This window comes from Streptomyces sp. RLA012 (assembly GCF_056270325.1).
Window position 1 is genome coordinate 10,967,674 of the sequence record NZ_JBWDPA010000002.1, and the last position, 20,088, is coordinate 10,987,761.

Here is a 20,088-nt window from a genome sequence, read left to right on the forward strand (position 1 = left end):
CCCTGATGGTGCCCGTGCCGGCCAGACGGTTTCCTGGTGCCGACAGCCCGGGAACAGCGGAGGCTGCGATCATGCGTGAACTGGCGGACACGGCTCGGCACTGGGCGGCTGAGGGCCGTACGGCGGTGCTGGCCCGGCCGATCAGCGAACAGGGTTTCGGGCCCCGGCGCCCTGCCGACGCGATCCTCGTCGACGCGGAGGGCAACCGCCACGGCACCTTGTACCGTGGCGTGTTCGACCGCTACCTGGCCGCCGAGGCCGCGGCACTCCCGCCCGGGCACACCGCCCGCGTGTGCGAGGTGGCCGTGCACGGCGACGAGGTCGAAGAGGCGGGGCTGACCTGCGGCGGACAGGCCAGGATCCTGCTCCAGCCGCTGCACACCGTCCCCGCCCACTGGTGGGAGCGCCTGGGCGAGGGCGCCGACGCCGCGCTGATCACCCGGCTCGACGAGGAGCAGACCCACGCTGTCAGCGAGGTCGTCGCTCCGGTAGGGCAGGGCGATGATCCGGATGACCCGGCGGTATTCGCTCAGGCCGCCGAACAGGCCCGGCACCTGCTCGCCCGCCACCGTGCCGGACGAGAGACCCTCTCCACCGACGCCGGACTCGTTCTGATCGAGACCTGCCCGGCCGTCCCGCACCTGGTCATCGTCGGCGGCGGCGAACTCGCCGAACTCCTCCTCACCCAGGCGCGGGTACTGGGCTGGCAGGCCACGGTCGCCCACGCCGCGCAGGACGCCCGCGAGCTGCTGTCCGCCCGTCCCACCGCGGCCTGCCTGGTCGTGCTCAGTCATGAGCCCGACCTCGACATTCCCTCGCTGTACACCGCGTTGACCGCCGGCATCCCCTACGTCGGTGCGCTGGGCTCCCGGCGCACCCAGGCCCGCCGTGCCGCGGCCCTGGTGAAGGCGGGGCTCGACGAGGAGCGGCTGCGGCGCGTTCACGGTCCGATCGGGCTCGACATCGGCGCCCGCACCCCGGCGGAGACGGCCCTGGCCATCTGCGCCGAGGTCCTCGCCGCCCTCGACCGACGCCAGGCCGCCGCGCCGCGCGACGGCGCCGGATTTCCAACCGCTGTCCCATGAGCGTGTGGCCAATCCGATGTTACGAGGGCGTGTTGTGCGGACGCTGTGCTGCCTTCGACGGGTCCGGCCGTGGTGAGGGGCGGTCGGCCCTGCGGAGGGTCGTCCGCGGCCGGACGACGCCCGCCGCGTAGGGCCGAGGCGAGCGCGGAGACCAGTGCCATGCCCGCGGCGACGCTGAAGACGATGGCCAGCCCGTGGTGGAACGGGCCGGAGACCAGCTGCGGGAAGAAGGTGTGACCGGTCAGGACCGAGCGTTGGGCCGCGGAGAGATGGGTGAGGGTTCCGCCGGATGCGAGCAGATGCTCGATGGGGTTGTTGCCGAGGAACGTGGCGAACAGCGTGCTCACCGGAGGCAGCGACGCGGCATGCTCGGCCGTGCCGGCCGGCACGCCGTGCGCCTGGAGTCCGCTGCTGAGCGTCGAGGGCAGCGATGAAGCCAGCCCCGAGACCATCAGGGAGAAGAACACGCCGATGGACAGCGCGGTGCCAGAGTTCTGGAACGTGGAGCGCATGCCCGAGGCGACGCCCCGGTACTCGGGCGGCACGCTGCCCATGATCGAGGACGTGTTCGGCGAGGAGAACATGCCCTGGCCCAGCCCGTTGAGCAGCAGAAGTGCGGCGAAGGACCCGTAGTGGAAGTTGATGGGCAGCGCGAGCAGTCCGAGAAAGGAAACCGCGACGACGACCAGGCCGACCGTGGAGAACATACGGGCGCCGAACCGGTCCGACAGGTAACCGGAGATGGGGCCCGCGATGAGGAAGCCCAGCGTCAGCGGCAGCATGAAGATGCCCGCCCACAACGGGGTGTCCTCGAACGCGTAGCCGTGCAGGGGCAGCCAGATGCCCTGCAGCCAGATGATGAGCATGAACTGCAGCCCGCCGCGTGCGATCGCGGTCAGCAGCGCGGCCAGGTTGCCTGTGGCGAACGCCCGTATCTTGAACAGGGCCAGGGTGAACATGGGGTCGGGGACGCGCGACTCGACGTAGCAGAAGAGCAGCAGCAGGGCGACGCCGCCGATCAGGCCGCTGAGGACCCATGGATTTCCCCAGCCGGTGGCGTCGGAGCCGTACGGCTGGATGCCGTACGTGATGCCGGCCAGCAGGATTCCGGCGCCCGAGGCGAAGGTGATGTTGCCCAGCCAGTCGATGCGGCCGGGGCGTCCCGTCGAGGTCTCGCGCAGGCTCAGGTACGACCAGATCGTGCCGGTGATGCTGATCGGCACGCTCACCCAGAACACCGCGCGCCAGTCGACGGCGGCGAGCAGACCGCCGGCGAGGAGGCCGAGGAACTGGCCGGCGAGCGCGGTGATCTGGTTGATGCCGAGGGCCATACCGCGCTGTCGGGCAGGGAAGGCGTCGGTGAGGATCGCGGCCGAATTGGCGGTGAGCATGGAGCCGCCGAATGCCTGCACGATGCGCCAGAGAATCAGCCACATCGCGCCGGCGCCGGCCCGGAACGGGTCGAGGGACAGCGCGACGGAGGCACACGCGAAGATGAGGAAACCGAGGTTGTAGATCTTGACCCGGCCGTACATGTCGCCGAGCCGGCCGAGGACGACGACGAGTACGGCCGACACCAGGAGATAGCCCAGGATCATCCAGAGCAGATAGCCGATGTTGCCGGGCGCGAGCGGGTCGAGCCCGATCCCGCGGAAGATCGCGGGCAGCGAGATGATCACGATGGAGGCGTCCATCGTGGCGATCAGTACACCGAGCGTGGTGTTGGACAGGGCGACCCACTTGTAGCCGGGGCCCGCGGGGGAGTCCTTCCGGCGGGCGGAGCGCAGGGCACGCACGGCGGACACCCCGCCCTTTCGTGGATGGCCCGAGTGCCGGTCGCCGGCGCCGGGGGTGCGCGCGGTCACAGTCGTTCCGCCAGTCGGTCGAGGAGGGGCAGGGCCGAGGCGAGGGTCTCGCGCTCCTTCGCGGTGAACCCGTCGAGGGCGGCCGAGAGACGGTGGACGGACTCGGAGCGCCGCTCCGCCGGCATGGCCCGTCCGTCCTCGGTGATCGCCACGATGGTCCGTCGTCCGTCCGCCGTGTCGGGGGCACGGCCGACGAGCCCGCGTTGTTCGAGCACGGCGAGCGTGCTCGTTGTTCGAGCACGGCGAGCGTGCTCGCCATCGCCTGTGGCCGTACGCGTTCCAGCTCGGCGAGGGATCCCGGAGAGCTGGGGCCGTCGGCGGCGAGCCGCGCGAGCACCGAGACTCCGGAGAGCGACACGTCCCCCACGGCGTGGGCCTGGCGCAGTCGCCGGGTCAGGCGGCCCACGGCGAGACGAAGGTCGGCGGCGAGCCGGGCGGTGTCACCGGGGCTGCGTATGTGATCGTGACCTGCTTCTGTATCCACCTTCACAATTAATAACGATAGGTTTATCAGTCTGAGCTGTTCAATCAAATGTTAGTAATCATCGACCGGGTGCACCCCGGGCCTCAGCGCTCCAGGACCAGGGCCTGGCCCTGCCCGACACCGATGCACAGCGCGGCCAGGCCCGTGCCCGAGCCCGCCTGCGCGAGTTGATGGGCAACCGCTCCGGTGATGCGAGCGCCGGAGGCGCCGAGGGGATGCCCGATGGCGACGGCACCGCCCTTCGGGTTCAGGACGCCGGGATCGAGTTCGGGGAGGGCGGCGAGGCAGCCCAGCGCCTGCGCGGCGTACGCCTCGTTGAGCTCGACGGTGTGCAGGTTGCCGAAGGTGCGTCCCGCCTTCGTCAGGGCCTTGCGGATCGCGTCGACCGGGCCGAGGCCGAAGTACTGCGGCTCGATACCTGTCACGGCACTCGCGCGGATCCTGGCCAGCGGCTCACGGCCCGTCTCGGCCAGCCCGGCCTCGTCGACCAGCAGCAGGGCCGCCGCGCCGTCGTTGAGAGGCGAGGCATTGCCGGCCGTGACCGTACCGCCCTCACGGAAGACCGGCTTGAGGCGGGCCAGCGCTTCGAGGGAGGTGTCGTCCCGGATCCCCTCGTCGCGGGGCAGGTCCACCCGTTCGACGGGGACCACCTCGGCGTCGTACGTACCGTCCTTCCACGCCCGAGCGGCCTTCTCGTGACTGGCGAGCGCGAAGGCGTCCTGGGCCTCTCGGGTGATTCCGTACTTGTCGGCGATCAGCTCGGCGCTCTCACCGAGCGGGATGGTCCACTCATCGGGCATCCGGGGGTTGACCATCCGCCAGCCGAGGGTGGTGGAGTACAGCTGCTGGTTGCCGACGGGGAAGGCCCGCTCCGGCTTGGGCAGCACCCACGGGGCACGGCTCATGGACTCCACTCCGCCGGCCACGGCGACGGAGGCGTCGCCGAGTGCCACCGCGCGGGCGGCCTGGACGACCGCCTCCATCCCCGAGCCGCACAGCCGGTTGACGGTGGTTCCGGGGACCGTCACGGGAAGACCGGCCAGCAGCACGGCCATACGGGCCACATCCCGGTTCTCCTCCCCGGCGCCGTTGGCGTTTCCGAAGAACACGTCACCGATGAGGGACGGGTCCAGGGCGGGGCTGCGGTGGAGCAGTTCCCGCAGTACTCCGGCGGCGAGGTCGTCGGGGCGCACAGCGGACAGGGCACCGCCGTAGCGGCCGATCGGTGTGCGGACGGCGTCGACGACGTAGACGTCCCGCAGGCGCTCGTTCATCGGGACTCCTGGTGGTGGGGAGGGAGCTGGGAGGGGGAGTGCTGAAGCGGGGGCAGCCGACGGGGTCGGCCGACGGGGTCCGGCACGCGCACGGGTGCGGCGGTACGGTCGGCGATCTCGTCCGTGCTGACGCCGGGAGCGGTCTCGACGAGGACGAGACCGTCCTCGGTGACGTCCAGGACGCCGAGGTCGGTGATGACACGGTCGACGCACGCCACGCCGGTGAGGGGCAGGGTGCAGACGTCGACGAGCTTCGGGCTGCCGTCCTTGGCGCAGTGGTCCATCACGACGACGACTCGGCGGGCGCCGTGAATGAGGTCCATCGCGCCGCCCATGCCCTTCACCATCTTGCCCGGGATCATCCAGTTGGCGAGATCTCCGCTGGCGGAGACCTGCATGGCCCCCAGAATGGCGGTGTCGATGTGACCGCCCCGGATCATTCCGAAGGACAGCGCGGAGTCGAAGAAACTCGCGCCCGGCAGTACGGTGACCGTCTCCTTGCCCGCGTTGATCAGATCGGGGTCCACGTCCTCCTCGGCCGGGTACGGCCCGACGCCGAGGACGCCGTTCTCCGACTGGAGCACCACGTGCACTCCTTCGGCCACGTGCTCGGGCACCAGCGTGGGCAGTCCGATGCCGAGGTTGACGTAGTCACCGTCCTGGATCTCCGCCGCCGCGCGGGCGGCCATCTCGTCCCTGGTCCATGGCATCAGTGCCGCACCGTCCCTCGTGCCGAAGGCGCGGAGACGGTGCGCCGTTCGATCTGTTTGTCCGCGGCCTGCTCCGGCGTCAGTTCCACCACACGCTGGACGAACACGCCGGGGAGATGGATCTCGTCCGGGTCGAGCTCGCCCGGCTCGGCCAACTGCTCGACTTCGGCGATCGTGACGCGGCCGGCCATCGCGGCGAGCGGGTTGAAGTTACGGGCCGAGCGGTGGAAGACGAGATTGCCGTGGCGATCGCCCCTGGCGGCCCGCACCAGCGCGAAGTCGGTGGTGATGCCGTGCTCCAGCACATGACGCCGGCCGCCGAACTCGCGTACCTCTTTGGGCGGTGAGGCGACGGCCACGGTGCCGTCGGGTGCGTAACGCCAGGGCAGGCCGCCCTCGGCGACCTGGGTACCGACACCGGCGGGCGTGAAGAAGGCGGGGATGCCGCATCCGCCGGCCCGCAGGCGTTCGGCGAGCGTGCCCTGTGGAGTCAGTTCGACCAGCAGTTCACCGGAGAGGTACTGGCGGGCGAACTCCTTGTTGTCGCCGACGTACGAGCCGGTGACGCGGGCTATGCGGCCGGCGGCGAGCAGGACGCCCAGGCCGCCGCCGTCCACCCCGCAGTTGTTCGACACCACGCTCAGCCCGGTCACGCCGGTCGCGTACAGCGCGTGGATCAGCACGTTGGGGACGCCGCTGAGGCCGAAGCCGCCCACGGCCAGGGACGCTCCGTCCATGACGCCGGTCAGTGCCTCCTCGGCGGTGGCAACCACCTTGTCCATGTGCGCTGCGCTCCGTTCCGGTCCGGCAGACTCGCCCCGAGCGGTGTCTGCCCCTGTTCGGGTTTCCGTGTGGGGATGTGGGTGTGGGTGGGGGTGGGGGTGTACGGCTGTGCGCGGGTGCCGCGTCGTGATCGTCAACGGTGCAGTACGGTCCTGACGGCTTCGAGCAGCTCGCCGTACGCCGCGGAGTCGGCGGTCGGCGCTGCAGAGGCCCGCCAGGCGATGTGTCCGTCCGGGCGGACGAGCAGGCACCCGTCCTCGGCCACCTCCGATGTCCGACTCCACTCGCCGTAGGCGTCGCGGCTGTCCTCGGCGCCGATACGGACGCACTTCAGGGGAATGCCCAGGGTCTCCGCGCAGTCGGCCGCGGCTGACTCCCACACACCACCGGACAGTCCGGTGACCAGCGTGAAGGTCCCCTTGCCGACGACGTCCAGGGTGGACAGGCGGTGGCCGTAGCCGTCGACGAGCCAGGCATGTGGCAGTTTGGCGCCGGGGAGGGTCGTCGGCTGGTGGAACAGCTCGGGATCCCGAGTCCATCCCTCGGCGGCGTCCGTGTCCTGGACGACCGCGGAGGAGTCGTAGCGCTGGTTCATCTCGACGCCGTGGGCGTTGAACTCGTAGTTCTTCAGTTGGATGGCCTCTTCCAGTGCCTGTCGGCGCCGGGTGCCGTCGGCTGTCCGGCTGCGGCACGCGGCGAGACCGGCGGTGATGTCCTTCTCCTCGCTGTACTCGTCGAGTCCGAGTGCGTGGAAGATCGGACCGAACTGGTCACGGCTGAGGTTGGCGCGGTCGACGATCTGCCGGCCGACCGGTGCCCGTTCCGCGGTGTACGTGTCGAGGAGCTCCGGTCCGGCCTGACCTCGGATGACCATGGCGAGCTTCCAGGCGAGGTTGTACGAGTCCTGGATCGAGGTGTTGGAACCGAGGCCGTTGGACGGCGGGTGCCGGTGCACCGCGTCCCCGGCGCAGAAGACCCGCCCGGCCGAGTACGTCGTGGCATAGCTGTGGTTGACCGTCCACAGCGAGCTCGACGTGATCTCGACGGGAATGTCGCGGTCGCCGATGAGGTCGTGGACGATGTCCCGGGCGGTCGCCTCGTCCATGGAGGGCGGTGGCTGGTCGATGTCGTATCCCCACACCAGCAGCCATTCGTTCCACGGCCGCACCATGCGCACCAGCCCCATGCCGATGCCGCCCATGTGGGCGCCGGGACGCATCACCCAGTACAGAACGCTCGGGCGGTGTGCCACGTGCCGGGACAGGTCGGCCTTGAAGACGATGTTCATGCTGCCGGCCTTGCCGCTCTGCCCGGCGATCGGCAGTCCGATCTGCTCCGCCACGGCGCTGCGGCCGCCGTCCGCACCGATCAGGTAGCGGGCCCGCACGGTGAACTCGTCTCCGCGCACCCGGTCCCGGAGCCGGGCGGTGACACCGTCGGCGTCCTGTTCCAGGCTGAGGAACTCGGTGTCGAAGCGGACCTTGGCTCCCCGCGCCGCGGCGTTCTTCACCAGGATCGGTTCCAGAAAGGTCTGCGGAAGGTCGATCATCTGCGCGGGGCTGGCGGCACCATACTCGGTCGCCGCGTGCGGGCCGGTGCCCCAGCTGCGGATCCGGCCGATCTCCTCGCCGGCCAGGGCGGTGCACAGAACGGTGTCGCCCATGAGTTCGGCGGGGCTTCCGGCCGCGGCGGCCTCGCCGTCCACCCCGAGGTCGCGCAGTACCTCCATGGTGCGCTGGTTGGTGATGTGCGCACGGGGGGTGTTGGCCAGCCAGCCGTACTTGGTGACGAGCAGGGTGCGAATGCCGTACGTGGCCAGGAGCAGGGCCGCGGATCCACCGGCGGGGCCACTGCCGACCACGAGGACGTCGGTGTCGTAGGTGTCGTGGGTGTGGGTCGAATCCATGAGACTGCTCCAGGTCAGTGCGCGGGGCCGTCGGCCAGGCGGGCGATGCGGAAGGTGAACTGCAGGTTGCGCCACTCCCCGTCGACGGCACGGCCGTCCGGGGTCGGCCCGGCCTGGGGCGTGAAATCCACGACAAGGCCCTCCTTGACGCCGAACACGGTGTCGGAGTCGATGTAGTGGCCGCCCTTCACGAACAGTTGGGTGATCAGGCGCCGGTGGCCCGCGGCGGAGATCATGAAGTGCAGGTGGGGCGCACGATAGGGGTGACGGTTGACCGCTTGGAGCAGCTGTCCCACCGGTCCGTCGTCCGGGATCGGGTACTCGGCCGGCAGGGTCGTCCAGAAGCGCAGCCGTCCCTGCTCGTCGGTGCGCAGGCGACCGCGCAGCACCGGTCCGTCGAACTCGGGCAGCTGGACGTCGTAGAACCCGTCCTTGTTGGCCTGCCAGACGTCCGTGACGGCATCCGGCACGGGCCGTCCGTCCGTGTCGGTGATGAGGATGTCGACCCACAGCGGAGTGCCGGCCACGCCCTGTGAGATGTCGGCGCCCTGAGCGGTTTCCGGCGGACCGTCGGTGTAGAAGGGTCCGAGGACCGCCGACGGTGTGGTCTGCGGGGTACGCGAATGGGTGAGCAGGTCGACGATGCTGGAGACACCGAGCGTGTCGGACAGCAGCACGAACTCCTGCCGGGTGCTGCTGCAGATCTGCCCGGTACGGGTCAGGAAGTCGATGGCGTACTGCCACTCGGACTCGGTGACGTCATTGCTCGTCACGAAGTGGTGCAGGTGTCGTACGAGGTCGCTGAGCAGCTCCCTGACCCGCGGATCAGGTGTGTCCGCGAAGCTCGCCACCACCTGGGCGGTCAGGCTCTCCACGTCCGAAGTCACTCCGTGCGCCGCGGGAACCGTCGGACGGCGGCCCTGCCAGGCAGCACGCAGCAGGCTCTCCATTCCCGGGGACGTCAGCTCCCGGGGGTTGGGGTACGGCGTGGCGACGGCCAGCCGCGCGGCCTGCGGCAGATCCGCTTCGGCCATGCCCAGCTCGCGCAGCGAGGTGGGGCCTCCGAGCGAGGTGATCAGGTCGTACATCCCGCTCGGGGCGTCCGGCACGCCGAGGGCGTCGGCGATGCGGTTCATGACGTCCCGGGTGGCCGGGGCGTTGTAGGCCATCGCGTGCGGGAGGATCACGGTGTGCGTCGCGGCGTGCGCCAAGCCGAACGTACCCCCCAGCGTGTGGCACAGCTTGTGATGCAGGCCCATACCGACGGAGCCGAGGCAGGTACCGGCCAGCCACGCGGCATGCAGGAGGTCGGTGCGCGCGGCGGTGTCGGACGGCTCGGCGACGAGAGCGGGCAGGGCGCGGGCGCTCATCGCGATCGCGTCGAGCGCCATGGCGTCGATGACGGGGTTCGCCTGTGGCGCGTACAGGGCCTCCACGGCGTGGGCCATGGCGTTGACCGCGCTGGTGACCGAGATGTCCACCGGCAGGCCGTGGGTGAACTCGACGTCGTAGACGACGGTCTCGGGCAGGATCGCGGGCGAGGTCACCGTGGTCTTGCGTCCGTCCTGTGTCTCCCCCAGGACGGGGGTGACCTCGGAACCGGCGTAGGTGGTGGGAAGGATCAGCTGCGGCAGATCGGTGCGGAGCGCGAGTGCCTTGGCCAGCCCCGTGGTGGAACCGCCGCCGACAGCCACCAGACAGTCGGCGGAGTGTTCCCGAAGGACGTCGAGGGCCCGTTCGGTCACGTCCACCGGAGTGTGCATGGCGGCACCGTCGAACTCCGCCACGATGATGTCACCGAGCACATCACGGACCCGGGCGGCGGCCTTGGCCACCGACGGTCCGGACAGCAGGAGGACTCGGGAACAGCCGAGCCGCTCGACTTCGTCGCGGACCTGGCTGACCGTTCCGGTGCCGAAGACGATCCGTGAGGGGTGGGAGGTGTACACGAAATTCCTCATGGGGTCCGCCTTCGCGTGTGCCGTGGGTCCCTGAATCTCTGACACCGAGTGTGGGGACGGCGGGCGCCCCGTCTCCTGCACGTTTCGCGCGTGTTTCTGCAGGATCCGCGCGGTGCGGACGCGGTGCCTGCGGCGCGCTGGGGGAAGAGGAAAGGGGGCGGGCCGCGGAATGCGACGTCAGCCCGCGCGCCGGACCGCGGCGGGGGTCGTGCCCAGCTTGGCGCGCATCACGCGCGTCAGGTGTTCCTGGTGGGAGAAACCGCACTGGACGGCCACGTCGGGGATGGGCAGGACCGTGGTGCGCAGCATCCGGCGTGCGTGGTCCAGCCGCAGTTGCAACAGGAACTGGTGCGGAGATTTCCCGGTGCTGGTCCTGAACTGCCGACTGAACTGGCTCGCGCTCAGACCGGTGGCCGCGGCCAGATCGGAGACGGGCAGCGGATCGGAGATGCGTTGCTCCATCAACTCCCGCGCGGACACGAGCTGCTGGGAGGTCAGCCCCGACATCGCCCCGGCCGGGACGGCGGATCGGCCGGTCGTGTGCGCGCGGGCGAGTTGGGCGGCGAGCATACCGACGAGATGATCGACGTAGGTGCGGGCGGACGGCTCCCACTGCCGCACGACGCCGTCCAGAGCCAGTATGACCTGCTCGATCAGGGGATCCGAGCTGCCCAGTTCCTCGGCGACTTCCACCGTTTCGCGGCCGCCGTGCGCTTGCTGGAGGGCCGAGTCGCTGAGGTAGAGGTGAACGGTGTCGAGTCCCCCTTGGAGTTCGACATCCAGCGCGCGACCTGCCGGGTGGACGAAGAGCCCACCTGCCGGAATCCGCTGGGCCCGCATCGAGCGGCCGAACCGGCGTCGCACGGTCACCGGGCCACTCAGGTGAAGGATCAGCAGGTGGGTGGCGGCACCATCGAATGTCGAGTGGTACGGCTTTTCCCGCTGGGTGGACAGATACGCGTGCTCCCAGCCCAGACCCGAGCTGGTCCGCTCCGGGGCCACCCATGCCTGACGCAGGATGCCAGAGGTGTTGAGGAGCCCCAGCTCGGGCACCCTTCCGTCCCCGAGCTCGGCGGTGGTGGTGCCCATGCGAGCCTCCCACGCGGTCCGCGATCAAACGTCATGCATTGTTGAATGCTAAATCACGCTCGGGTGTTCCCGCCAGCCCCGGCCGCTTTCCGTGACCGGCCACGGTGGCCTCCCGGTCGGGGGCTGTGCTCACGACGGAAACGACGGAAACGACGGAAACGACGGAAACGGCGGAAACGACGGACGGGTGACGCTGCCTCCCGGGCCGGTACTGGAAACGTATCCCGAGGGCGGTCCCGGCCCCCGGTACGCGAGGGAAGGTCGGTCTTCGGCTCCCGTGAGTAGTCGCCCCCGGTCGCCGGCGCCGCAGCCCCCGTCGTCCTCGGCACTTCCTTCTATTGCGGCGCCGGCCGATGGCTGTGCGGCTACCGCGAGGGCCTCCGTCGCAGTGACATCACCTCCGACGGTGACGTAACTGTCACTCTACGTCACGGCGCGGCGTGGATCTGGTCGAGACGCTCTGGTCGTAGGGCCAGAAGGTCCACGGCCGTAGGTCGAGCGCGGAGTGCGCGGCGACGGCGCGCGACAGGGGTGTGGCCACGGAAACGTTGTGATGTACCTAATGGGTCGTCAATGCTTCTGGTGGTACGAGTAGTTCACCCCCGGCGAGATTTTGGTCCGGACCATTGACGCCTGAACTCGACTGATGGGATCTTCGCGATGGTTACGTTTCCAAAGGCGCCATACTCGGCAACTGGACAACGTTGTCGGGTACTTGAGTTCGTCCGGCCCCACACGGCGAAACAGGAGACCTCGACATGACCGTCCCGTCACCCTTCAAGAGACACATGAGCGCCGCCCTCACGATGATGCTGTTACTGGCCCTCGCCCCGGCCCTGCTGGTGCTGCGCGCCGCACCGCCCGCGCAGGCCCTCGACAACGGCCTGGCCAGGACGCCCTCGATGGGCTGGAACGACTGGAACGCCTTCGGCTGCAACGTCACCGAGCAACTGGTCGAGCAGACCGCCGACTACCTCGTCTCCTCGGGTCTGAAGGACGCCGGGTACCAGTACGTCAACATCGACGACTGCTGGATGACCTCGGCCCGTAACTCGGCGGGCCAACTGGTGCCCGACCCGGTCAAGTTCCCGAACGGCATCAGCGGCACCGCCGCCTACGTCCACAGCAAGGGCCTCAAGCTCGGCATCTACGAGAGTGCCGGCACCGCCACCTGCCAGGGCTACCCCGGCAGCCTCGGTCATGAGCAGACGGACGCCAACAGCTTCGCCGCCTGGGGCGTGGACTACCTCAAGTACGACAACTGCAACCACCAGAACGTGCCCGACCAGCAGCGCTACACCGCCATGCGCGACGCCCTGGCCAACACCGGCCGCCCGATCGTCTACAGCCTGTGCAACTGGGGTCTGGCCGACGTGTGGACCTGGGGCGCGGGGGTCGGCAACAGCTGGCGCACCACCGGGGACATCAACGTCAACTTCTCTACGGTGGTGTCGATCTACAAGGCCAACGTCAAGCTCGCTCCGTACGCCAAGCCGGGCGCCTGGAACGACCCCGACATGCTCGAAGTCGGCAACGGCATGTCGTTCACCGAGGACCGGTCCCACTTCAGCCTCTGGTCGGAGATGGCCGCGCCGTTGATCGCCGGAACCGACCTGCGCAAGGCCTCCGCCGCCACCCTCTCGCTCTACGGCAACAAGGACGTCATCGCCGTGGATCAGGACTCCCTGGGCAAGCAGGGGACCGAGGTGTCCTCCTCGGGCGGCCTCCATGTGCTGGCCAAGCCGCTGGCGAACGGCGACGTGGCGGTGGTGCTGTTCAACGAGAACTCCTCCGCCGCCACCATCACCACCTCCGCCACCGCGGTCGGTCTCCCCGCCGCGTCCTCCTACCGGCTCGACAACCTCTGGTCCCACGTCGTCAGCAGCACCGGCGGATCCATCTCGGCGAGCGTCCCCGGCCACGGCTCGGTGATGTACCGGGTCTCCGCCGGCAGCGGCACCAGCGTCGGCAGCACCCACCCGCTGATCGGCGCCTCCTCCAACCGCTGCCTGGACGCCTACAACAACGAGACCACCCCCGGCACCAAGATCGAGATCTGGGACTGCGGCGGCGGTGCCAATCAGGCCGTGACCATCACCGCCGCCGGTGAACTCCGGCTCTACGGCGGCACGCAGTGCCTGGACGCCTACAACAACCAGACCAGCTCCGGCACCAAGGTGCAGCTCTACACCTGCAACGGCGGCGCCAACCAGAAGTGGAGCCTCAACCCCAACGGCACCATCACCGGCACCCAGTCGGGCCTCTGCCTCGACGTCACCGGCGGCGACCAGGCCTCCGGCAACGTCAACGGCACCGCGCTCGAACTCTGGACCTGCAACGGCGGCGCCAACCAGCAGTGGCGCCTGGGCTGACCGACCTCGACGGAGCTGACATGCACTCAAAGCCAAGAAGGGCAAGAAGAGCACGCGTGCTCGGAGGCGGTCTGCTCGCGATCGCCGTATCCCTGGCTCTCCTGATCCCGGCATCCGTAACCGCCGAAGCCGCGACCACAGCAGCGCAGGCGACCATCTGCAACAAGTACTGCGACGCCCGTGACCCGGCGCTGTCCCCCCAGGACCGCCAGCCGGTGACCGCGACCATCTACTCCCGCAGCATCGCCCTCCACTTCGACGACACCGACGCCATGGGCTGGGCCTCGATCACCAACGGCAGCCCCACCGACGAGGTCTGGCTCGACCGCTCCTTCGACGGGGGCCGCACCTGGACCTCCGGCAGCAAGCTGGGCGACACCACGGTCCCCTCGGGCCAGACCGGCTGGCGCACCCTGATGTACAACGTCGACGACTGGAACAACCTCGGCGTCGGCGCCCTCCGCGCCTGCGGCAAAGCCGGCAACCGCAGCGAGATCGCCTGCACGGCCTGGGCCCGTACGACCTGGAACGCGGGCAGCCGCCCGACCGCCGCGGCCACCGCGCTGATGCAGTCGTACAACCTCGGCACCGGCCTGTTCGACACCACTGGTTGGTGGAACTCGGCGAACGCGCTGACCGCCCTCGTCAACAACATTCAGGTCACCGGCATGGGCAGCTACAAGTACGCCATCGCCAGGACCTACGACCTCAACCTGTCCGCACAGGGCGGCAACTTCACCAACGACTACATCGACGACACCGGGTGGTGGGGCCTGGCCTGGGTCGCCGCGTACGACCTGACCGGTGACAGCAGGTACCTGAACACCGCCCGCGCCGACGCGGACTACATGCAGCGGTACTGGGACTCGACGTGCGGCGGCGGTGTCTGGTGGAGCACCGCCAAGACCTACAAGAACGCCATCGCCAACTCCCTCTTCCTGGAGCTGAACGCCGCGCTCCACAACCGTATCCCCGGCGACACGGCCTATCTCGCCCGCGCGAACGCGGAGTGGTCATGGTTCCAGGGCACCGCCATGATCAACGGGTCCCATCTGGTCAACGACGGCATCAACCTCGCGACCTGCACCAACAACGGCGCCACCGCCTGGTCGTACAACCAGGGCGTCCTCCTCGGCGGCCTCGCGGAGCTCTACCGCGCCACCGGGAACTCCGCCCTGCTCACCACGGGCCGTCAGATCGGTGACGCCTCGACCACCTCCGCCTCGCTGAACTCCGGCGGAATCCTGCGCGAGCCCTGCGAGACCGGTGACTGCGGCGCCGACGGACCCTCCTTCAAGGGTGCCTACATCCGAGGCCTGGGCGCCTTCAACGCCCAGCTCCCCGACCGCCCCTACACCTCCTACATCCGCCGTCAGGCCGACTCCGCCTACGCCAACGACCGCACCCCCCTCGACGCCTACGGCCTCCACTGGGCCGGCCCCCTCGACACGACCGACGCCGCCCGTCAGCAGTCCGCGGTCGATCTGATGAACGCGGCCTTCTGACCCAGGGGGCGGATCACTGTGGTGAGGCCGGCTTCGCGGAGCCGGCCTCACCATCCGAGAGCTGCCTACCGGCTCCGACGCATGATCCAGTCCCGGATGCCAGGGATGGTGTACCCGATGCGCCAGGTGGCCATCTGCGCACTGCCGCCACCGCCGGTCTGCCGGGCCTGGAAGGTCGCGAGGTCAAGAGGCCAACCGGATGCGGCGGGTTTCGACTGCCGCCTGCCCTTCGGAGCGGCCCTTGCGGAAGTGGGACGAACCAGCCTTCGCCGGCGACGTGTCGGAGGGCGCCTGCCATCGCAACGCGATGCGGGCGCCACGTCCATGAGCCCGGGCAGGCTCACCGGCGTCCCGACGGGCGTCGCCGCGCCCGTGTGGCCGGGACTGCCCCCCCGCCGCACGTCGGCGGGCGTCTCTCGAACCTCCGTCGCGGAAGGCGGACCTCTCCCGCCAACAGGCGGTGGACCACGGCGAACGCGTCCGGGTGGGATCGGATGTCGAACACGATCGGTGCGGAATGGGGGCGTTGAGCCGGCGTATCCGTGTTGGCCTGAACGGGCAGTGCCGAGGGAGAAGAGTTGGGATTAGGCTTCGGATTGAATGGTTACAGGGGAGGCCACGAGTGCTGCACGTTGCTCTTGTCAACATGCCTTTTGCCGACTGGAATCGTCCTTCATTCGCTCTGGGGCAGCTGTCGACTCTCGTTCAGCGGGAATTCGACGACCAGGTGCGGACGCAAGTGTGCTACCTGAACCAGGACATGGCCGAGTTCTTCGGAACTCGTCTCTATGAATCGCTGTCGGTGAGCCACGATCATGTGGACACCGGCGTCGGGGACTGGCTGTTCCGACAGATCGCCTTTCCCGAGGCACCCGACACCTCCAGGGCCTACTTCCAGCGGTACTACCGGGGCGCCCGCTGGGAGTCCTTCCGCGAGGAGATCCTGCGGGCGCGCGGCGCGCTGCGGGACTTCTGCGAGGAGCTGATCGACCGCCACCGGCTGGACGAGGCCGACATCGTGGGGTTCAGCTCGATGTTCGCCCAGCATGTGCCGAGCATCGCGCTGGCGCGGCTGATCAAGGAGCGCCGGCCCGAGACCCTCACCGTGCTGGGCGGCGCGAACTGTGAGTCGCCCATGGGGGCGGTGGTCGCCGAGCACGTCCCGGAGGTCGACTTCGTGTTCTCCGGGCCCGCGCTCAACACCTTCGGGGAATTCGTCCAGTGCGTGCTGGACGGCGACTTGGACCGCGCCGACACCATCCCCGGAATCATCTCCAGTCGTAACTGTCAGGATCCCCGTTTCCGTAAGGCCATCGGAACGGAAAGGGACATCGACGACTTCTTCCTGCCCGATTACGCCAGCTTCTTCGACGCCCTGGAAAACCATCCCGAACTGCGCCGCACCGGCACCAGCGAACCCATGCTGTTCTTCGAGACATCCAGAGGCTGCTGGTGGGGACAGCGTTCGCACTGCACCTTCTGCGGCCTGAACGGTGAAAGCATGGCCTTCCGCGCCATGTCTCCCGACCTGGCAGTCCGGCAGTTCGAGTGGCTTTTCCAATTCGCGCCCGAATACTCGTCGCTCTTCTGCACCGACAACGTCATGCCGCGCAACTACCCGCGTGAGGTCTTCCCCCGGCTCGACCCGCCGCCCGGCACCTCGATCTTCTACGAGGTCAAACTCCCCCTGAGCCGCCAGGACCTGCGGGCCATGACGGACGCCGGCGTCACGGCCGTACAGCCCGGCATCGAGGCCCTCGCGTCCTCCACGCTCAAGCTCATGGGCAAGGGCACCACCGCCTTCCAGAACCTGCAGTTCCTCAAGAACTGCGAGGAGTTCGGCATCAAACCGGAGTGGAACCTGCTGATCGGTTTCCCCGGCGAGGACCCTGCGGTCTACCGCAAGTACGTCGAGGAGTTGCGTGACTTCGTCCACCTCGTACCGCCGCACGGTGTGTACATGGTGCGCTTCGACCGCTTCAGCCCCTACTACAAGCGGAGTGCCGAGTACGGCCTCGAACTGAAGCCGGTGGACTACTACGAACTCACCTATCCCTTCGGCGAGTCGGCGCTTTTCGATCTCGCGTACTTCTTCGCCGACCAGAACCTCGCCCCGTACATGCTGGCCGCGGTCGAGTCGCACGACGAGCTGAGCCGGCTGGTCGCCGAGTGGCGCGCCGCCCGGGACGGCGAGACCGGGGCGCGTCGCGAACTGCGCCTTGTCGCCACCGACGACGGCCTCGCCGTCCGGGACTCCCGCTCCGGTGACCTCGAAGTGCGCCCGGTCGACGAGGCGACGGGTCGGCTGCTGCGCCGGCTGTCGTCCCCGGCCAAGCCCGACCAACTGGCGCGGGACTGGCCGGAGGGCGCCGACGATCTGCGCCGGCGCCTCGTCGACCTCACCGAGCGGCGGTTCCTCTTCACCGAGAACGACCGTGTGATGAGCCTGGTGCTGACCGGAGCGGAGGGTGACCCGGAGGACCCGCCCCGGGAGGAGCCCGCCGTGGCCGGCGTCCGGCGCCTGCTCCCGGTGCTCGGAGAGGCACAGCGATGACCGTCGGGACCCCGATGCTCCCGCTGGTCGTCGAGGGCGACGGCGGCCCGGCCGCCGAACGGCTGAGCGCCGACCGGCAGAAGCTGCGCATCGCCCTGCGCGAGCGCGGCGCGCTGCTGCTGCGCGGCTTCGACGTACAGGGTGCCGACGGGTTCGCGAGCCTCGTCCGGGCGCTGTCGGGCGAGCCGCTGTCCTACACCGAGCGGTCCTCACCGCGCAGCGTGATCAAGGGGAACGTCTACACATCCACCGACTACCCGCCCCGCGAGGAGATCTTCCTGCACAACGAGAACTCCTACCAGGCGAGTTGGCCGCTGACGCTGTACTTCCACTGTGTCCGGCCGCCGCTGACCCAGGGCGCCACCCCGCTGGCCGACACCCGGCGGGTGCTCGCCGCCATCGACGACGAGGTGCTGCAGGAGTTCGCCCGGCGCGGCTGGCTGGTCGTACGCAACTACGGCGACCGGATCGGACTGCCCTGGCAGCAGGTGTTCAACACCGACGACCGCGCCGAGGTCGAGCGTTACTGCCTGGGCCAGGGCATCGAGGCGCGGTGGCTCGACGGCGGGCGGCTGCGCACCCGGGCCGTACGCGACGCCGTGCACCGGCACCCGGTGACGGGGGAGTCCGTGTGGTTCAACCACGCGACCGTCTTCCATGTCACCACCCTGCCGGAGAGCGTACGGCTGGGGCTGCTGGAGATGCTGGGCGAGGAGAACCTGCCCAGCCAGACGTACTACGGCGACGGCGGGGCCATCCCCGACGACGTCATGGACCATCTCCGGGCCTGCTACCGGGCCGTGTCGACCCGCTTCGACTACCAGGAGGACGACATCCTGGTGATCGACAACATGCTGGTCTCGCACGGCCGTGAGCCGTTCACGGGGCCCCGCCGGATAGCGGTCGCGATGGCCGAGCCGTACGCCGCTGACCACTGAGCACCAGGATGGAAGAACCTTCGTATGGCTGCGCGTTCGCTCTGGTCCAACCGGAACTTCTCCGTCTTCTGGGCGGTCCAGGCGCTGTCCGAGGTCGGCAACGCCTTCTCCCTGGTGGCCGTACCGCTGCTGGTTCTGCACACCACCGGCTCGGCCGCGCAGATGGGCCTGCTCACCGCCGTCGCCGGCGTCGGCTCGCTGCTCACGGGCTTGGTCGGCGGCTCCTGGGCCGACCGCTTCGACCGGCGACGGCTGCTGATGCTGTGCGACGCCGCCCGACTGCTGCTCTACGGCGCGATCCCGGTCTGCTGGGCCGTCAGCCCGCAGATCTGGCTGCTGTACGTCGCCATGGGACTGGCCTCCGTCTTCGAGATGCTGTTCAAGATCACGTACGTCACCGCCGTGGCGAACCTCGTCGACCAGGACCAGATCGTCGAGGCCAACAGCCGCCTGGAGGCGACCAACGCGGTCGCCTACATCGCGGGCCCGGCCCTGGCCGGCGTGGTGGCCGGACTGCTCGGTCCCACGGCCGCCGTCGCGATCAACGCGGGCAGCTTCGGGATCTCGCTCCTGGGCCTGGCGTTCATCAGGCTCAGGAACTCCGAGCAGCCCCCGGCCGCCGAGCACAAGCCCGCTCACTCCCTGCGGGCCGGCTTCCTCACCGGTGCCGCCTTCCTGTGGCGCACACCGGTGCTGCGGGCGCTGACCGTGCTGCTCACCGTCACCACCTTCATGAGCCTGGGCATGACCGATGTGTTCATCTACCACCTGCGACACGGCCTGGGGCAGGACGAGCGCACGGTCGGCTACGTTCTGGCGGTGGCCGGGATCGGCACCTGTGTGGCCGCCGCCGCGACCGCAACCCTGCGCCGATCCTGGGGATTCGGCCGCTGCTGGCTCGGTTCCCTGACCCTGTGCTCGGTGTCGGTACTGGTCCTCGGAGGCTCGGGGCATGTGTCCGTGGCGGCCGTGACGATCTTCCTCTACTCCTTCGGGATGGCGCTGGCCGGAATCTGCTCGATGTCCCTGCGGCAGCAGGTCACCCCGGACCACATGCTCGGCCGTGTCACCTCCGCGTTCTGGACGATCCACGGCAGCCTGGCCCCGCTCGGCGCGGCACTGCTGACCGCGCTGGTCGGCCGGCTGGGCGCGCGCGGGCCGCTGACCGGCGTGGCTCTCGTCTTCCTGGCCGTGGTCGTGGCCGCCTTCTTCACTCCCATCCGACAGCGCCACCCGGAGCGCACCGGGGCACCCCGGAGTACACCGAAAGAGGAGAGCCAAGGCGATGACGCGTCAGCCCGACGATGACGACCGGCTGTACAAGGTCGTGGTCAACCACGAGGAGCAGTACTCCATCTGGCCCGCCGACCGGGTCAACCCCTCCGGCTGGTCGGACGTGGGCACGAGCGGACCGAAGAGCGTGTGCCTCGACCACATCAACGACGTCTGGACCGACATGCGCCCGCTGAGCCTGCGCCGCCGTATGCAGGAGGACGAGCGGGCGACGCAGGACCGCTGATCCCGCCGCACCGCACGTGACGGTCACAGCTCCGCCGCACCAC

At 69.3% G+C, this 20,088-nt stretch carries 15 protein-coding genes and 1 pseudogene; 7 read left to right on the top strand and 9 right to left on the bottom strand.

The features are described 5' to 3' along the window. Positions 1-71 precede the first annotated feature (71 nt). Positions 72-953, top strand: a pseudogene (locus RV986_RS50000) (XdhC family protein); the annotation flags it as partial. Here RV986_RS50000 and RV986_RS50005 read toward each other — a convergent pair. From RV986_RS50005 to RV986_RS50045, 9 genes are all read right to left on the bottom strand, one after another. Further along, on the bottom strand, positions 941-2,779 hold the full coding sequence (locus tag RV986_RS50005; protein ID WP_475924700.1) for an MFS transporter: 1,839 nt from the start codon (positions 2,777-2,779) through the stop codon (positions 941-943). The pseudogene RV986_RS50000 and the gene RV986_RS50005 overlap by 13 nt on opposite strands. A gap of 167 nt (positions 2,780-2,946) precedes the next feature. Continuing rightward, positions 2,947-3,165 (bottom strand): hypothetical protein, encoded by a 219-nt coding sequence (locus RV986_RS50010; protein WP_475923747.1) that lies wholly within the window; start codon positions 3,163-3,165, stop codon positions 2,947-2,949. Between the two features lie 352 nt (positions 3,166-3,517). Next, the gene (locus RV986_RS50015) at positions 3,518-4,708 is read right to left on the bottom strand and encodes a thiolase family protein (protein WP_475923748.1); all 1,191 of its coding nucleotides are present in this window, start codon (positions 4,706-4,708) and stop codon (positions 3,518-3,520) included. After that, on the bottom strand, positions 4,705-5,418 hold the full coding sequence (locus RV986_RS50020) for a CoA transferase subunit B (RefSeq protein ID WP_475923749.1): 714 nt from the start codon (positions 5,416-5,418) through the stop codon (positions 4,705-4,707). Before RV986_RS50020 ends, RV986_RS50015 begins: the two co-directional genes overlap by 4 nt. Next, the gene (locus RV986_RS50025; RefSeq protein WP_475923750.1) at positions 5,418-6,200 is read right to left on the bottom strand and encodes a CoA transferase subunit A; all 783 of its coding nucleotides are present in this window, start codon (positions 6,198-6,200) and stop codon (positions 5,418-5,420) included. Before RV986_RS50025 ends, RV986_RS50020 begins: the two co-directional genes overlap by 1 nt. Positions 6,201-6,334: 134 nt before the next feature. Then, on the bottom strand, positions 6,335-8,107 hold the full coding sequence (locus RV986_RS50030; protein WP_475923751.1) for an FAD-dependent oxidoreductase: 1,773 nt from the start codon (positions 8,105-8,107) through the stop codon (positions 6,335-6,337). 14 nt (positions 8,108-8,121) lie between these two features. Further along, a complete protein-coding gene (locus RV986_RS50035) occupies positions 8,122-10,068 on the bottom strand; it encodes a maleylacetate reductase and hydroxyquinol 1,2-dioxygenase domain-containing protein (RefSeq protein ID WP_475923752.1) in 1,947 nt (648 codons plus the stop codon). 177 nt (positions 10,069-10,245) lie between these two features. After that, on the bottom strand, positions 10,246-11,157 hold the full coding sequence (locus RV986_RS50040; protein WP_475923753.1) for a helix-turn-helix domain-containing protein: 912 nt from the start codon (positions 11,155-11,157) through the stop codon (positions 10,246-10,248). Between the two features lie 418 nt (positions 11,158-11,575). Beyond that, positions 11,576-11,698: a hypothetical protein gene (locus RV986_RS50045; RefSeq protein WP_475923754.1), complete on the bottom strand. Its 123-nt coding sequence runs from the start codon at positions 11,696-11,698 to the stop codon at positions 11,576-11,578. Between the two features lie 217 nt (positions 11,699-11,915). Here RV986_RS50045 and RV986_RS50050 point away from each other — a divergent pair, with 217 nt between their 5' ends. The 6 genes from RV986_RS50050 to RV986_RS50075 all read left to right on the top strand — a co-directional run bounded on the left by RV986_RS50050 (position 11,916) and on the right by RV986_RS50075 (position 20,045). Beyond that, positions 11,916-13,529 (top strand): glycoside hydrolase family 27 protein, encoded by a 1,614-nt coding sequence (locus RV986_RS50050; RefSeq protein WP_475923755.1) that lies wholly within the window; start codon positions 11,916-11,918, stop codon positions 13,527-13,529. 20 nt (positions 13,530-13,549) lie between these two features. Further along, positions 13,550-15,034 carry a glycoside hydrolase family 76 protein gene (locus tag RV986_RS50055; RefSeq protein ID WP_475923756.1) on the top strand — a complete coding sequence of 495 codons (1,485 nt, stop codon included), beginning with the start codon at positions 13,550-13,552 and terminating at the stop codon, positions 15,032-15,034. A gap of 622 nt (positions 15,035-15,656) precedes the next feature. Then, entirely contained in the window at positions 15,657-17,588 is a 1,932-nt protein-coding gene (locus tag RV986_RS50060) for a RiPP maturation radical SAM C-methyltransferase (RefSeq protein WP_475923757.1), read from the top strand. Further along, positions 17,585-18,526 carry a TauD/TfdA family dioxygenase gene (locus tag RV986_RS50065; RefSeq protein WP_475923758.1) on the top strand — a complete coding sequence of 314 codons (942 nt, stop codon included), beginning with the start codon at positions 17,585-17,587 and terminating at the stop codon, positions 18,524-18,526. Before RV986_RS50060 ends, RV986_RS50065 begins: the two co-directional genes overlap by 4 nt. 24 nt (positions 18,527-18,550) lie before the next feature. After that, on the top strand, positions 18,551-19,834 hold the full coding sequence (locus RV986_RS50070; protein WP_475923759.1) for an MFS transporter: 1,284 nt from the start codon (positions 18,551-18,553) through the stop codon (positions 19,832-19,834). Further along, entirely contained in the window at positions 19,812-20,045 is a 234-nt protein-coding gene (locus tag RV986_RS50075) for an MbtH family protein (RefSeq protein WP_475923760.1), read from the top strand. The genes RV986_RS50070 and RV986_RS50075 overlap by 23 nt, the downstream gene beginning before the upstream one ends. The last annotated feature ends 43 nt before the right edge of the window (positions 20,046-20,088 follow it).